This window comes from Psychrobacter sp. ER1 (genome assembly GCF_048631835.1).
GTDB lineage: Bacteria > Pseudomonadota > Gammaproteobacteria > Pseudomonadales > Moraxellaceae > Psychrobacter.
The window spans coordinates 1472159-1487686 of sequence record NZ_CP184640.1; the positions used below are offsets into that span (position 1 = coordinate 1472159).

14 protein-coding genes, 4 pseudogenes and 1 other annotated feature are annotated in these 15528 nt (G+C 42.1%); of the genes and pseudogenes, 8 read left to right on the plus strand and 10 right to left on the minus strand.

Annotated features, from left to right (window positions below; translation table 11 throughout):
• Window positions 1-34: 34 nt before the first annotated feature.
• Entirely contained in the window at window positions 35-1180 is a 1146-nt protein-coding gene (ampC, locus tag ACOBWA_RS06695; RefSeq protein ID WP_420230586.1) for a class C beta-lactamase, read from the minus strand.
• A 144-nt stretch (window positions 1181-1324) separates the two neighbouring features.
• Window positions 1325-1597 (minus strand): type II toxin-antitoxin system HicB family antitoxin, encoded by a 273-nt coding sequence (locus tag ACOBWA_RS06700; protein WP_420230587.1) that lies wholly within the window; start codon window positions 1595-1597, stop codon window positions 1325-1327.
• A gap of 227 nt (window positions 1598-1824) precedes the next feature.
• On the opposite strand from ACOBWA_RS06700, the gene ACOBWA_RS06705 reads away from it, so the two are divergent.
• From ACOBWA_RS06705 to ACOBWA_RS06715, 3 genes and pseudogenes are all read left to right on the plus strand, one after another.
• The gene (locus ACOBWA_RS06705; protein WP_420230588.1) at window positions 1825-2688 is read left to right on the plus strand and encodes an SDR family NAD(P)-dependent oxidoreductase; all 864 of its coding nucleotides are present in this window, start codon (window positions 1825-1827) and stop codon (window positions 2686-2688) included.
• 298 nt (window positions 2689-2986) lie between these two features.
• Entirely contained in the window at window positions 2987-4036 is a 1050-nt protein-coding gene (locus tag ACOBWA_RS06710) for a zinc-binding alcohol dehydrogenase family protein (protein ID WP_298810964.1), read from the plus strand.
• A gap of 99 nt (window positions 4037-4135) precedes the next feature.
• Window positions 4136-4440: pseudogene (locus tag ACOBWA_RS06715) on the plus strand (putative quinol monooxygenase).
• Between the two features lie 25 nt (window positions 4441-4465).
• Here ACOBWA_RS06715 and ACOBWA_RS06720 read toward each other — a convergent pair.
• Window positions 4466-4938: pseudogene (locus ACOBWA_RS06720) on the minus strand (winged helix-turn-helix transcriptional regulator).
• Between the two features lie 102 nt (window positions 4939-5040).
• On the opposite strand from ACOBWA_RS06720, the gene ACOBWA_RS06725 reads away from it, so the two are divergent.
• Together ACOBWA_RS06725 and ACOBWA_RS06730 are read left to right on the plus strand one after the other, a co-directional pair.
• Window positions 5041-5769, plus strand: a complete 729-nt coding sequence (locus tag ACOBWA_RS06725) for an SDR family oxidoreductase (protein ID WP_420230589.1) — start codon at window positions 5041-5043, stop codon at window positions 5767-5769.
• Between the two features lie 63 nt (window positions 5770-5832).
• Window positions 5833-6420, plus strand: coding sequence for a 2-hydroxychromene-2-carboxylate isomerase (locus tag ACOBWA_RS06730; RefSeq protein ID WP_420230590.1), 588 nt, complete (start codon window positions 5833-5835; stop codon window positions 6418-6420).
• A gap of 171 nt (window positions 6421-6591) precedes the next feature.
• On the opposite strand, the pseudogene ACOBWA_RS06735 reads toward ACOBWA_RS06730, so the two are convergent.
• Together ACOBWA_RS06735 and ACOBWA_RS06740 are read right to left on the minus strand one after the other, a co-directional pair.
• Window positions 6592-7337: pseudogene (locus tag ACOBWA_RS06735) on the minus strand (carbon-nitrogen hydrolase family protein).
• Window positions 7338-7459: 122 nt separating this feature from the next.
• Complete coding sequence (locus ACOBWA_RS06740; RefSeq protein ID WP_420230591.1) at window positions 7460-8350, minus strand: LysR substrate-binding domain-containing protein; 891 nt, start codon at window positions 8348-8350, stop codon at window positions 7460-7462.
• A gap of 131 nt (window positions 8351-8481) precedes the next feature.
• On the opposite strand from ACOBWA_RS06740, the gene ACOBWA_RS06745 reads away from it, so the two are divergent.
• Window positions 8482-9351 (plus strand): DMT family transporter, encoded by an 870-nt coding sequence (locus ACOBWA_RS06745; RefSeq protein ID WP_420230592.1) that lies wholly within the window; start codon window positions 8482-8484, stop codon window positions 9349-9351.
• Between the two features lie 197 nt (window positions 9352-9548).
• On the plus strand, window positions 9549-10898 hold the full coding sequence (gene dddP / locus ACOBWA_RS06750) for a dimethylsulfonioproprionate lyase DddP (RefSeq protein WP_420230593.1): 1350 nt from the start codon (window positions 9549-9551) through the stop codon (window positions 10896-10898).
• A 20-nt stretch (window positions 10899-10918) separates the two neighbouring features.
• Here dddP and ACOBWA_RS06755 read toward each other — a convergent pair whose 3' ends face one another.
• The 4 genes and pseudogenes from ACOBWA_RS06755 to ACOBWA_RS06770 form a co-directional block, all read right to left on the minus strand.
• The gene (locus ACOBWA_RS06755) at window positions 10919-11194 is read right to left on the minus strand and encodes a GNAT family N-acetyltransferase (RefSeq protein WP_420230594.1); all 276 of its coding nucleotides are present in this window, start codon (window positions 11192-11194) and stop codon (window positions 10919-10921) included.
• The gene (locus tag ACOBWA_RS06760) at window positions 11134-11517 is read right to left on the minus strand and encodes a hypothetical protein (RefSeq protein WP_420230595.1); all 384 of its coding nucleotides are present in this window, start codon (window positions 11515-11517) and stop codon (window positions 11134-11136) included. Before ACOBWA_RS06760 ends, ACOBWA_RS06755 begins: the two co-directional genes overlap by 61 nt.
• Before the next feature lie 405 nt (window positions 11518-11922).
• Window positions 11923-13090: pseudogene (locus ACOBWA_RS06765) on the minus strand (IS3 family transposase).
• Window positions 12700-12815, minus strand: a sequence feature (AL1L pseudoknot). Its footprint overlaps the pseudogene before it by 116 nt.
• Window positions 13065-13841 (minus strand): MBL fold metallo-hydrolase, encoded by a 777-nt coding sequence (locus ACOBWA_RS06770; protein WP_420230596.1) that lies wholly within the window; start codon window positions 13839-13841, stop codon window positions 13065-13067. Before ACOBWA_RS06770 ends, ACOBWA_RS06765 begins: the two are co-directional and overlap by 26 nt.
• Before the next feature lie 147 nt (window positions 13842-13988).
• On the opposite strand from ACOBWA_RS06770, the gene ACOBWA_RS06775 reads away from it, so the two are divergent.
• Complete coding sequence (locus ACOBWA_RS06775) at window positions 13989-14894, plus strand: LysR family transcriptional regulator (RefSeq protein WP_420230597.1); 906 nt, start codon at window positions 13989-13991, stop codon at window positions 14892-14894.
• A 154-nt stretch (window positions 14895-15048) separates the two neighbouring features.
• Here the strand turns inward: ACOBWA_RS06775 and ACOBWA_RS06780 are convergent, their stop codons facing one another.
• On the minus strand, window positions 15049-15408 hold the full coding sequence (locus tag ACOBWA_RS06780) for an ester cyclase (protein WP_420230737.1): 360 nt from the start codon (window positions 15406-15408) through the stop codon (window positions 15049-15051).
• Window positions 15409-15528: the final 120 nt, after the last annotated feature.

Below are 15528 nucleotides of genomic sequence, written 5' to 3' on the forward strand. Positions count from 1 at the left end.
CATTCATTATATTGGTTTAAAAAGGTGGATATCACTAGAGACACAGCAACGTTCTATTTTCTTCTACTTCAATTAGCCATCGCACTTTGCAGGATGGTGTAAGCCGCTTTGACCCTCTCTGCGTTGGGGTAGTTCTTATTTGCCAAAATGACAATGCCAGATTTTTTGCGGGAATATAAGCGATATATCCACCGAACCCATTGGTAGCGCCTGTCTTGTTCACCCATACATCGTTTAAAACAGGTGTCGGCTGATTGTTTGCTGTAATGGGCTGTGGCTTGAGTACCACATCCGTTGAATTACCTTCAAGCAGTGTGTCTAGGTGAGTGGGGAATGGATACATCTCCCAGGCCAATCCCTGTGTAAAAGTGCTTGCTTGATAGTATCCCTTTCTAGTGTTTTGCAATGACTGTTGAATATCTTTATCCAAAGGGATTAACCCCATGTTAACCGCCATATAATGGGTCATATCCGCGCTGGTTGATTTAATACCATAGGCTTCGGCGTCCAAAATCCCAGGGTTAACTCTTATTGGCTCTCCAGCAGCGTTATAACCAAACGCATAATCGTCCATCTTGTCATTAGGAACATTGACAAAGGTACTAGGCATATTGAGTAAGGGCAGTATTTTATCTTCCATCACCTGTGTGTAATCAGCGCCCATACTCAAGGCTGATATACGGCCGAACAGTCCTATACTGGCGTTAGAGTATAGACGTTTTGAGTTAATAGGGAAGGCAGGTTGCCACGACTTATAGTAGCGGAGCAATTCCTTATTGTTTTTGACATCGTTAGGTACTTGAAGTGGTAGACCACCAGCCGAATAGGTGGCTAGGTTGATAAGCTTGGTATTACCAATGGCGCTGTCTTGTAGATAAGGAATGTATTTATGAGCGGTATCCTCCAAGTCGAGTGTGCCATTGAGTTCGGAGTAACTGGCCAAAGTCGCGGCAAAGGTCTTACTGATAGAGCCCAACTCAAAGATAGTGTTTTCTGAAACAGCCTTGCCAGATTGTTTGTCAGCCAAACCGTAGTTATAAAAAGACGACTTTCCATCGATAGTAATGCCAAACGCCATACCTGGAATATCATGTGCTTTCATTAGCGACTTGGCTTGTGCATCGACTGTGCTTTTCAGATGACTGTCGCTGTCTGCTGCTTGCACTTGTCCAGATATCAATGAGGCAGCAATGACAGCAGTCAGACCAACTCGGCTAAAAAGTGTTTACACTGATTTTTTCATGATTATATTACTTGTCCTTTTTGTTATATGAATTTTTTAGTTCATTTATTATATCTGAAAGGCATGAGTGGTTCTTTGATGTCATTCATAAAGCTCATGTATCTGAATATCTACTACTGCCCAATCCATTCCTTCAAAATCTGGATTATCTTTATGTCTAGTACTATCGGTAGGTAGAGGAATGGCTTCGCCATCTTCTATCAATCCTTTTAGATGGAGCATAATCGCTTCTTTAGCATTATTAAAGATATCTACACGTTCATCGCTGGCTGAATAGCAACCCACTATGTCTGGGATAAATATGCCATAAGCTGTTGTTTTATTACTTGGTGTAATTGCTATGGGATACTGCATTTAACATTCCTCATGAAGTTTGAACCTAAGTATAACTGCAAATTGCTTAGATAAGGCTCTACATAACCCCTTAAATAAAACTCACTTTCAAAATTATATTGAAAGTATTTTAGGTGATGGCTACTGTTTGACCCACAACACTTTCATTACAATGGGCGCTATCACGATGGATAAAATAGGACAGGTATCCAAAACTGAAACAATAATTCAAACAATAAGGGCGGTTTATGACTCTGAATATCACTAAAACAATTTTAATTACTGGCAGCACAGATGGCATTGGCAAATTGGCAGCGCTAAAACTGGCAGAAGCTGGGCACCAAGTGTACTTGCATGGCCGCGATGCTGACAAACTTGCTAGCGTCATTGCAGAAGTTCGAGCAGTCGCGACAGGTGCAGCAGTAGATAATATTAATGGGTTTGTGGCTGATTTTTCTGATCTAACGGATGTGCTAAAGATGGCAGCAGACGTCAATGAAAAACTGCCAAAGCTTGATGTGCTCATAAATAACGCAGGGATTTATACCACGGCATCAGCAATGACGAAAGACGGTTTGGATGTACGTTTCGTAGTCAATTACCTAGCACCTTATGAGCTGACCAATGCTTTATTACCTTTGCTAAAGCAGTCTGATAAAGCGCGTATCGTGAACTTAAGCTCAGCTGCGCAAGCGTCAATATCTTATCAAGCACTTGCAGGCCAGACTCGCCTTGATGATAAGGATGCTTATGCCCAAAGTAAGTTGGCACTCACGATGTGGAGTATGGCATTAGCTGACACCGTCGCTACCAACGATATCAATGTCATCGCCGTCAATCCAGGCTCGCTACTGAACACAAAAATGGTCGATGAGGCGTATGGTCAATATTGGTCATCAGCAGACAAGGGCGCAAATATCCTAACGGAGTTGGCCATCTCGGATGAGTTCGCTAACGATACTGGTAAATACTTTGATAACGATATAAAAGACGGCGCACATGGTGATGCAAGAGGGGCGTTTGGTCGACCACATGCTGATGCTCTAAACCAAGCAGCCATTGCAGAGCTTGAGCAGCAGACTCAGACAGTATTGCAGTCAATTTTTGCATAAGATGCATAAGATTTATATTTTGCAGCATCAATGAATTTCAAACAATTAAACCATTACTAGGGCGTATCTTCATTTCAAAAATGGTGATAAAAATGAGGTAAATTGCCGTCAAACGAGGAAAATAGTGCAGATAATATCGGGATATTAACCAGCGATTTGACGCTGTTTTGCAAGGTTTAGCCATTTTTAACCCATTTAGATGACTATTGATTGAATTGAGGACGCGCCCTAACTATATTTTCAAATTTTATTATTAAAAAATTTTTCATTAAAAACAGGATACAATATTATGCAAACTATCAAAGCCATTGGTTATCAAAACAATCTACCTATCGATAACGAACAATCGCTACAAGACATTACCCTTGATAAGCCAGTTGCTTCAGGCCGCGATATTCTCGTAGAAGTGAAAGCCATATCAGTCAATCCAGTAGATTACAAAATCCGTGAAGGGCGTCCTGCCGCAGAGGGTGAGTATGCTGTTATTGGTTGGGATGCTGCTGGTACTGTGACGGCTGTCGGTGAAGACGTCAGTTTATTCTCAGTAGGCGACAACGTCTATTATGCTGGAGATTTGACCCGTTCAGGCAGCAATGCTGAATATCAGTTGGTCGACGAGCGTATCGTTGGACACATGCCAGCCTCTTTGTCTTTCGCTGAGGCAGCGGCATTACCACTGACGACGATTACGGCTTGGGAGATGTTATTTGACCGTTTACAAGTGCCTGTCTCTGATAGCGCAGCGAATGACAGCGGTAGTAGCGAGAATGCTAATAACGTCTCAGTATTGGTCATTGGCGCAGCGGGCGGCGTTGGATCTATCTTAACTCAGTTATTAAAAACAAGAACATCTGCCACGATTATCGGTACGGCTTCGAGAGATGAGAGCGTGCAGTGGCTCAAAGATTTGGGTGCTGATCATGTTATCAATCATCGTAACCCATTGTCTGATGAACTACAAAAAACAGGTATTGCTGAAGTAGACTACGTGGTGAGTCTCAATAACACTGAAGATCATTATGAAGAAATCATTAAATGCTTAAAGCCGCAGGGTAAGCTTGGACTGATTGATGATCCAAAATCATTAGATGCCAACCCTCTTAAAACCAAAAGCTTAAGTCTGCATTGGGAATTTATGTTTGCACGTTCAATGTTCAATACGCCAGACATGATTGAACAGCATCATTTATTAAATGCGGTGGCAAAATTGATTGATGCAGGCGAGATCAAAACCACGGTCGCTCACAATCTTGGGGCTATCACCGCTGAACATCTACGTAGTGCGCACCAAATGCTAGAAAAACAGCAAGCGCATGGCAAGATTGTATTAGAAGGCTGGTCTGCATAACGCATAACCCCATTTAGATTAATAGGTCCAATGTGACGCTTTTAGCAGACACGTTGGACCTATTTAAATCAATGATAATAATAAACATAGGATAAATAGATGAGCACGCAAGCAAACAAACCACTTACCATCGTCGCCACTATCAAAGCCAAACCTGAGCACGTTGAACAAGTCAAAACTGAGCTGCTTAAACTGACAGCAGCATCACAAGATGATCAAGGTTGTATCCAATATGACTTACATCAAAAAATGCAAATAGTAACGGTTTCGTGGTTTATGAGATTTGGGAAAACAACGAGTGTCTTCAGCAACATGTACAAAGCCCGCATTTCCAAAACTATGTACAAGTAACAGATGGGATGGTCGATGAATTTGTCGTCACTGAAATGACAGTTATCTCATAGGTTTGATCTATACTCTTCTACTATATTAAATACTCACTTCATCATTACCGATCCATTTGGGTCCTATCTCAACCTCAATATCACGTGCGGTAACGGCTTCAGCGCACTCGGAGCACACTGTCACAGGATGCATAATGTGACCACATGCCTTGTGTCTATGCAACAGCGGTGCCCCGCGTTCATCAGCCATGTATTTATCACCCCAACTGACCAATGCCAGTACGACAGAGTGCAAATCTAATCCGCACTCTGTCAGTCTATATTCCTCACGTAGCGGCCGCTGCTGATAGGCGACTTTTTTAAGATATCGTATTCAACCAATTTACGAAGACGGTCAGATAGGACATGACGTGTAATGCCTAAGCGTTGCTCAAATACGTCGAATCGTCTAACTCCCAAAAAACAATCACGTAAAATAATGAGCGTCCAACGATCACCAATGACTGCTAAAGTGCGAGCTACCGAGCAAGACTGTTGGTCCAGTTCATCCCAGCGCATAGGTTATCTCCTTTATCTTTAAGCTATAGGTTAGCTTGACAGGGTCCAAAAATAAAGCTATATTTTTGTTAGTTCTAAAAAGGAACCTATAAGGAAATAGACATGAACAGAGCACCCGTAGCAGTTGTAATCGGCGCAGGCGATGCCACTGGCAGCGCTGTTGCCAGACGTTTTGCGCGAGAAGGTTTTACTTTGTGCGTGACCAGAAGGACTGTTGAGAAGCTAGAGACATTAGTCAGTGATATCGAAGCGGCTGGAGGGGTGGTCAAGCCATTTGGTTGTGATGCGCGTATCGAGCAAGAGATGGTTGAGCTGTTTGCTCATATTGAAAAAGACATTGGGCCGATTGAAGTCGTGGTGTTTAACATCGGGGCAAACGTTCATTTCTCCATCTTAGATACGACAGAGAGGGTCTATCGAAAAGTGTGGGAGATGGGTGCCTTGGCTGGATTTTTGACAGGTAGAGAAGCGGCAAAAGTCATGATTCCACGTGAGAGGGGGACAATTATTTTTACGGGTGCAACAGCGTCTTTACGCGGTAGTAAAGGTTTTTCGGCTTTTGCTAGCGCTAAGTTTGCTCTTCGGGCACTGGCACAAAGCATGGCGCGAGAGTTGGGGCCAAAGGGCATCCATGTCGCACACCCTATCATTGACGGCGCCATTGACACTGATTTTATTCGTGACAACTTTCCCGAGCGTTATGAGCTAAAAGACCAAGACGGTATTTTAAATCCAGAACATATCGCTGAGCAGTATTGGCAGTTGCACTGTCAGCCAAGAGATAGCTGGACACATGAGCTGGATTTACGCCCATGGATGGAAACTTTTTAATCCTATCTGGTTAGTAATCGTCAAATTTTAATGGATTTTTAATATATTGCAAGGAAGGCAAAGATGAGTAAACAAGTAGAGTTTTTCTTTGATGTGGGTAGCCCAGCCAGTTACTTGGCATGGACTCAATTAGCAAGTATCGCGCAGCGCCACAATGCCGAGATCGTTTGGCGACCTATGTTACTTGGCGCAGTGTTTCAAGCCGTTGGTAATACCTCACCAGCTGCCGTACCTGCTAAAGGCGCTTATATGCTCAAAGACCTTAAGCGTTTTTCAGCCATCTATGACGTGCCTTTCCGCTTCAATCCATTTTTCCCAGTCAATACGATGCAGCTTATGCGCGGTGTTATCGCTTATTTGGGGACACCCAAATTTGAGAGTTATTTATCCGCTGTCTTTAATGGGCTATGGGCTGAAAAGTTAAATATGGAATCACCAGAAGTCGTGGCTGAAGTTCTGTCGAAAGTAGGCATTGAGGCGACTGATTTTATGGCGCGTATTAGTGAGCCTGAGGTCAAGGCGCGTTTAAAATCTAGTACCGAAGAAGCAGTAGCACGAGGCGTATTTGGGGCACCAAGTTTCTTCGTAAATGGTGAGATGTTTTTTGGTCAAGACCGGTTGAGCTTTGTTGAAGATGCTTTGAGAGACTGAGAATAGTAAGTCATAGGATATATAGATTGCGCTGTACTAGCTCAACGATAGTCCATTGGCTTTCAATCCACCAGACATCAGCCGCGATAAGTAACCGTGATTTTTCTTCACTGTGGTTTCTCCAGAAAATAACCTTGCCACTCAGTTTAATGATTAAGCTCTATGGTTACATTAAGACAAGTTTATATATTGATAGTTTTGTTTAGACTGCTCTAGTTCCTCTAAATCTATATCTACTGTTACTATATCTGGCGACGAACCAAGTTTTTTGATAATTCGTCCTGTAGGAGAGACGATTAGGCTCTCTCCTACAAACTGACCGCCATGACCGACGCCGACACCATTGCAGGTAATCACAAAACATTGGTTCTCTATAGCCCGAGCTTGAGTCAATACATAGTGGGTATTTGCATAGGGAACCATGTTGCCATTTGGCATAAATATGATCTGTGCGCCTTTTTTGCCAGTGCTCTTGAGCCTTCTGGAAACTCTAGCTCAAAACAAATCTGAGCACCGCAAACCACATCATTAATGCTAACCACTGACAGGTCTTCTCCGCTGGTAAATACCCCAACATCATCAAGCCAAAGCTTTGACTTTCGGTGTTTATGAATGATTTTGCCGTTTTTTATAAAAGAACATGCGTTATAGAAAAGTTGATCCTGTTTGTCAATATGTCCAATAATGATGGTTGAATCTGTATTTTTGCTTGCTTCCAATATGCTGTGAAAGTGCTCTGTTGATTGATGATACAACGCTTCAATATTGTCTAGCGTCGGAAACCCAGTCAAAGCAAGTTCTGGAAAAATCATAAAGCCATCGCAGGCTTGATGATTATGGATTGATTTTAATATCGCAGCAGCATTTACTGATACTTGATAATCGGTAATATCCATTTGATTGAGGATTATTTGCATAGGTCTTGCTCTTTATCGTAGGGGGGTGATACTTTCACAGTGCTTATTGGTCGCAATGATAGGTAATATTCGTTAATGACGGTCTTTAGAAACACTTATTTAAAATGCTATTTAAAACACTTTTAAAGACATTGTGACTCTAACCAACGACTCAATTTAATGATGTCTGGTTGATTTGACTTTAAGTCATTATAAAAGAAATAGAAACTGTCGCCAGTGAGTAATTCATGCATTGGGATTTTGACAAGATTTTGCTGATGTGTTTGTTCTAGCATCATATAGTTGTCGGTAAGCGTAATACCTAAGTTATAACGTGCAGCCTGTGCGGCAAGCAGTACATGGCTAAATTGATTAATCTTTACCTCGCTTGGCAGCTCAAACCCGCCTGCTTTACACCATTTTAGCCAATCATTAGCCGTACCTTCACTTTTGTCAGAATATTTTACGGACAGTATAGGGTGTTGCCATAACGCCTCAGGCAATGGCTGATCCTTTATTTCCGCCCAAAGCTTTTGGCCACAGACAGGAAATAGCTTCTCAGCGAATAAAAGCTTGCTGACTACATTGCGTTTCGGTGGATTGACGGTAATAAAGCAATCCGAACATTGCTCATTATAGTTGTCTTGGTCTGTCACCATATTTAAGGTCAGCTCAATCTCTGGGTGCTGTTCGCGGAAGTTTTCTAACCGAGGAATCAACCAATTGACAGCCACTGAACTATACAGCGCTAGGCGAATATGGCCAGGCTTATCATGGCGAATGGCCTGACTGGTATTGGATAGAGTAGTCAGCGATTGATTTACTTCTGTGAAATAGCGAGCACCTATATCTGTTAAAGAAAGGGTTCGGCCCTGCCTATAAAATAGCGCTTCACCAAGATACTCTTCAAGCATTCGAACCTGATGACTCACGGCACTTTGCGTCACGTTGAGGCTTTCTGCTGCCTTAGAAAAACTATTAAGCCTTGCTACAGATTCAAAGCATTGTATGGCACGTAATGGAGGAAGTTTCATTATGAGTTCAACTAATACTAAACGTTTTTATATCATTATACGTCATGAGTATACGTGAATATACTATTTATCTGACCATTAGATTAAATGGCTTAATTTAAAATTTTATGTATTTTGAGATAGGTATAAGCATGATAATGCCGAAGATGAGTGTTGGATTTGCAATGATACTGTTGGTTGCAGGAAACATGATTGCAGTCCTTTCAGATGCGCTGATAAAAGAGTTGCCAGATGGCGCAGCGGTCTATCAGTTTGTGCTATTGCGTCAGCTAACAGCTATCTTGATGCTGCTACCGTTTTGTTTATTTAACCAAAAAGCCAAGCTACTTAGTAACGTAAAATGGCATTTTGTACGTGGGCATATTTGGTTGTTTGGCGCGGTATTCATGGTGTTGTCTATCCAAGCGTTACCGCTGGCAACGGTGAATGCGATTTTTTATACTGCACCTTTACTGATGTTGCCGTTAGGATTCCTGTTTTATAAAGACAGACTTACAGCACCAAGCATCATTGTGGCAATACTAGGCTTTATAGGTATTCTTGTCGTGGTAAAACCGACACAAATTAATATGGGTGCTATATTTGCGTTGATCGTGGCCTTAACCATGGCGACAAACAATCTATTGGTTCGTAAATTGCCTTCGAATCATACCGTTGCTCAGACCTTGTTTTTGACCAATTTAGTCGGAATACCGTTGGGGCTTGGTTTGGCTATTTGGGAAAATGCCCCTTTGAGTTGGTACGCGCTATGGATAGCAGCAGGCTCAAATTTGTTTATTTTGATCTATGCGGGTATCTGCGTACTGGTCTACCGAGCGGTTGAAGCACATAAAATATCTAGTGCAGAATATACCGGTCTGTTAGGAGCAGTGGTTATCGGCATCGTATGGTTTGATGAAATACCAGATATCAGTCTTTTGATAGGTTCGGCTCTGATTGTCTTACCTTTGATTTGGCTCGCCACGCTTGAGTCCATTAAATATAAAAGAACAGCCTTATAGCGTTTTGAAACATAGAGAGCGGATAAAAAAAGCGTCATAATATTAGCATGACTTTATGTCATGAATTCGTGTGTTTAAATCGTTTTTTCATACTCATTTTTGTGGCAAATTACTATAGACACAACCATTCAGGCAAGGCTCTAGTCTTCAAGGGCGCTCTTGTTTGTTGAAGTTATTACTATGAGGTAGGCCAAATAATGAGCAATATAACCACATTCTCAGTCACATCTTCAAATCGAAAAATCGACCCTTCACGGCGTCGAGGTGGCGCGTTTAAAGCTGATGGCTCTCTTAACGACAATGACCGTGTCGAGATAGGTCCAACAGATCTTGCATTCAATGAGTGGGCTGAGCTAGGGCTGACACCTCATAACCTTACACGAATGCGCGAATACCGCATCCAAAGAATCGTAAAAGAACTACAGAAAAGAGATCTTGGAGGCATCTTATTGTTTGATCCTCTTAACATTCGCTATGCGACTGACTCCACAAATATGCAGGTATGGGTGACCCACAATCACTCTAGAGCCTGTTTTGTATCTGCATCAGGACATCTTATTTTATGGGATTTTCACAATTGTGAGCATTTATCAGCACACCTTCCTTTGATCAAAGAAGTCAGAGGAGGCGCTTCTTTCTTCTACTTTGAAACCGGTGATAGAACTGACGAACATGCCTCTAGGTTTGCTTCAGAAATTCAATCTATTTTACAGGAGCATGCTGGAGACAATAAAAGATTGGCTATCGATAAAATTGAAATTGCTGGTTTCAATAAGATAAAACAGTTAGGAATCGATGTTTTTGATGGTCAGGAAGTGATGGAGTTTGCTCGATCTATTAAGAACGAAGATGAAATTAATGCCATGCGATGTTCAATTGCCTCAACAGAGGTTGCGATGAAGTGCATGCAAGAAGCAACAGTACCCGGTATCACTGAGAATGACATATGGTCTATTCTTCATGCGGAAAATATTCGTCGAGGTGGTGAGTGGATAGAATGTCGAATTCTTTCTTCAGGGCCGAGAACCAATCCTTGGTTTCAAGAAAGTGGCCTTCGAATTATGAAGGAGGGTGAGTTACTTGCATTCGATACAGATCTGATCGGCCCTTATGGAATGTGTGCAGATTTGTCTCGAACTTGGATGATTGGGGAGTGCCTGCCAAGTGCAGAGCAAAAGCATCTCTATCAAGTAGCTTATGAACACATCCAACACAACATGACTATATTAAAATCAGGAATGACATTTGAAGAGGTGACAAAATCTGGTTTATTGCTGCCTGAAGAATATAGAGCGCAAAGATATGGTGTGATGATGCATGGCGTTGGTCTTTGTGATGAATACCCGTCTATTCGTTACCCCGAAGACCTTGAATGCCATGGCTATAGTGGTGTACTGGAGCCGGGTATGGCACTCTGCGTTGAAGCGTATGTAGGTCGAGTTGGTGGTAAAAATGGTGTCAAACTTGAAGATCAAATCATTATTACAGACACTGGGTTTGAAAACCTTACTAACTATCCATTCGAAGCTGCTTTATTGGCTAATTAAAGATAGTCTATACAAGCTTGTTAAGATAAAGATTTGACATAGGTATAGTGCATTATCTGCGGGTTTAGATGGTTGGGATACTCATCAACATGCTGATAGCCATTATTATCATAGTACTGATAAGTGCACAGGGTGTCTGTATGTAGTGCATACGTGTCTGCACCCTGTGCCACGAGATAAGTCTCAAATGCTTGAATCAACATCGCTCCAATACGGTGGCGACGATAGTTTGGATCTACACAGAAAAACTGTAGCTCGCTATCAAAATTGACTGTCTTTCGTTTTGCACCAGCCATTTCTTTTTCTGTAAATCAATTAATACCTGTCGACCTTGATCAGATAGACGCAGCTTGTTTTCTATCTTATCATCGAATGACAAAGCTTTATGTGGATCTTGTCTAGTGATCCCTATCACCACACCACAAATGATGTCATCATATTCTGCAACTTGTATAAAAGTAGCATGATGACAGTCTTTAGCTAGAAATAGGGTAGCCAGTTGCTTTAGAACCTGCTTATCTGTTGCAGTAGTAAATACACTCAAATTCATATTGACGATAAAAAGCTCAACAATGGCTGCAAAGTCTTCAGGCGTAGCACGACGATACTGTATTGTCATAAGTTGCTCTCTTTTATCATTAAAAGTACTGGCGTACGCTGATTGACCAAGCATTAATACGCCAGCATTTTGCTACTAATATCTGGTTAGTGGGTTTAGTAAAGTATTAGTGTTTTTTACTTAATAGTTGCCCTGTATTTACCACTCTATCTCACCTGTATTGACTTGACTGCTCAACTCTAAATCACTTCCTCCGGGCAACGCTGGATAAGCCGATTTCATAATTGAAATTACTTTTTCTGATTGCTTAGAATCTTGTTTTTTTGCCTCGCCCAGTGCTTGCTCAAAAGTTTTTAGATAACTGAGAGTGAAATCATGAACCGCCCGACTATATCGGAGGCTAATCTACTTGAGTCAGGCAGCTTTATCTGACTCACTAAGACTATCATGGTATCGTCTCTCAAACTAAAAAGGCGACACATAACCAATTTTACTATGCAAACGGGTTTTGTTGAACCAATCGACCCATTCAAGGGTTGCCAGTTCAACATCGTTAACGCCAGTCCAGTTTTGCTTTAAATAATGAATCACCTCGGTTTTATACAGCCCGTTAACCGTTTCAGCCAACGCATTGTCGTATGAATCACCTTTGGTACCAACAGAGGCAATGACGCCAGAATCCGTCATCCTAGAAGTATAGCGAATGGATAAGTACTGAACGCCGCGATCACTATGATGAATGACATCTTTGGGATTGTTTCTATCTGTTATGGCTTGATTTAATGCCGCCATCACCATATCGGTGTTCATACGATTAGATACCTTCCAACCAACGATAGCACGGGCAAACACATCAATAATAAAAGCGGTATATACCCAGCCACTCAATGTTTTAACGTAAGTAAAGTCAGCAACCCACAGCTGGTTAGGACGATGCGCATTAAAGTTACGATTGACTAAGTCATCAGCGCGCTTTTGGTCGTCACGGCTGTTGGTGGTAATCTTGCCTTTGCCACGCCAGATGCCTTGTAGGCCATACTGCTTCATTAATCGCTCTACGGTACACCGAGCAACCTTTAACTCGTCAGCTTTCATCTGCTGCCAGACTTTACGCACACCATAACGGAATTTACTGTCCTGCCAAATACGTTTAATCTCGCTGAGATAATAGTCGTCATGTTGACTGCGTAGTGAGCGCTTCTCAGGGCAATACTCTAGGTTTTTAGCACGGTAGTAGGTTGATGGGGCAATCGGTAGTACTCGGCAGATTGGCTCGATCCCATAATTTTTTTATGATCATCAATAAAGTCGACCATTACTTGGGTGGACGGCCCTTCTCCGCCTGGACTTCAAGACCAGCAGCTTTCTTGATGATCTCATTGGCTTGCTTGAGCTCTTTATTCTCGCGTTCAAGCTCTTTAATACGTTGCTCTTGGCTTTGGGCTTGCACATTTGCAGGAATGGTTTGATCGATGTGCTTCTTATGCCACGAGCGTAGGGTCTCAGGCGTGCAACCTATCTTTGGCGCTATGGCTTTGATGGCTGACCAGATGGAGGGATAGTCGTTTGCTGCTTCGATCAGCATACGGACGGCGCGTTCTTTAATCTCAGGAGTGTAGTTTCGTGTTTTCATTGTCGTATTCTCTTGGAGCGTTGAGCCTTCGACAATACCGGGGCGGTTCATCAACAGCATAGTCTTTTTTGAGTAGGTTGCCTGAATAGTGACCTGGTATCACAAGGTTTGGCTTTAATTGCTTCATGTGTTCCAATGATTGCATCCACTCGCTACGAGCTTCTTTAGTTTGGGTATCAGCAGTCCACACATGCATACCTGATGTTACCGACACACCGCCGAAAACGGTTTTTGACTCTGGTACCCACATATATGCTTGATGGGTTCCCATCTCTTTGATTTCGATTTTGTGACCTTCTAGGGTCAGTGTAGACTGATCAAGTGTTTGCGGTACTGTGATCTTGGTAGGCGCATGTTTACCAAGGATTGGGCCCCAATGCTTTAATTTTGCATCTTTAGTGGCCTCAATGTGTTTAATAATAGAAGGGCTAGACATAACCTTTACATCAGGGAAGGCTTTGACTAAAGGCTGAAGACCGAAATAGTAATCTGGATCGCCTGCCGTGATATAAATCATTTTTAGGTCTTTATTGCTCTTTTTGATCATATCAACCAATGCCTCACCGTCTTTGACACTAAACTGTGCATCGAACAAGATAGCATCTTTCTCGCCACTTGCCAGCACAGAGGTCACTGGGAAAATAGCATTTTGATCAGGTTTATATGCTTGCAGTTTTAGATCGGCTGCGTTTACTTGGGTTGCGAGCAGTAGCACACTGGCCGCCATAGAAGCTGTCATTAATTTTTTCATAATCTACCTGTATTTTCATTTGAGTAAATAGACCGCGTTAATGGCGGTATTCGTTATTAGCGGCTATTCTATTCGATTGTATTTCGTTTAAATACGCTATAATTCGGTATTTACTGTTTCATTTTTCGCGCAAATAAGGATGGAGAGATGGATAGGCTGACCGCGTTGCAGGTGTTTGTTACGATCGTTGAACAAGGTAGCTTAAGCCGTGCCGCGGACAATTTAGACATGTCTAGAGCTAAGGTAACGCGCTATCTGACAGAGCTTGAGAGCTGGATGGATATGCGCTTATTACATCGCACAACTCGAAGTCTGAGCCTCACTGCACCTGGTGAGCAGACTCTTGAGGTGGCGTACCAGTTGCTTGGATTGACTGACTCGTTGGATCAGATACGCAATCAAAATACTTTGGAGCTAAAAGGTCAGCTGCGAATCACTGCCAGCTTTTCGCTGATTGATAGCCTTTTGATGGATGTGGTTGGTCGCTTTGTTTCTCACTGGCCCCGAACAGCAATTGATATTCTTACCACTGATGATTCGGTCAATTTAGTTGATGCCCGTATTGACTTGGCGATTCGTATCACCAATGACTTGGAGCCAAATGTCGTTGCCAGACGTATCGGTGAGTGCCACTCTATCGTATGCGCTGCACCTGAGTATTTACAAAGGCGTGGCAGACCTACAGATGTACAGTCGCTTGTACATCACAACTGTCTATCATTTGCGTATTTTGGACGGTCGGCATGGGTGTTTGACGGGCCAAATGGTCCAGAGTCTGTTCCTATCTCTGGCAATATTAGCGCCAATATCTCTGAAGTCTTGCTCTCTGCCACGTTGCGTGGACATGGGATTAGTTTACAGCCATCTGGCGCAGTCAAATCTTTGATTGCATCTGGACAACTTATTGAGTTATTGCCTGAATGGAAACCCAAAACCTTGGGTGTTTATGTGGTTTATGCCAATCGAAAGCAGGTGACACCACTACAAAGAAAGTTTATTGATTTTCTTGCTACCAATAAAGCGTTCGCCTTATTGGTAGCAAGAAACTCATAAACTAGGATATTAATAGATAGGAAATATCTTACGACGGCTCTAATGTTAACATTAGCCAATAGGTATTTATTACTACTATGATTAAGGATTAAAGGCGTAGATTATGCACAGTCTGATTACGCATAAAAGGGGTTGTCACCTCTCTATATATGAACTAATACATGGTTTGATGATTAGCAGAATCTTTAGGTATTTGTTGGATAGAATCCCAATGCTCGACAATTTTCCCACTATCATCAAATCGAAAGAAATCCATCGTCACGAATTCATCGATGGTTTTATCTTCGTTATGCCAGACTTGATGGGTATGCAATGAGACTAAGTCATCTTCAGCGATACAACGTACAAACTCAATTGACTTATTTGGATACTGTGCTTGCATCCGTTCAAAGTATTCAATAAATCCTGATTTACCATTGGCTACAGCGGGATTGTGTTGAATATAATCATCACCTACATAATCAGCGACGGCCTTTTGTGGATTACCCTCGTAAGCGGTCTTATAGAACGCGATAGCATTTTTTTATTGTTTGCCAAATTCATCGTCGGCTCCAGTTATTATTTATGTTTACTTTGAAAACAACATAGTAGATTAATAAGAAATATTATTAAAAAACGTCAGAAAATTTATAGC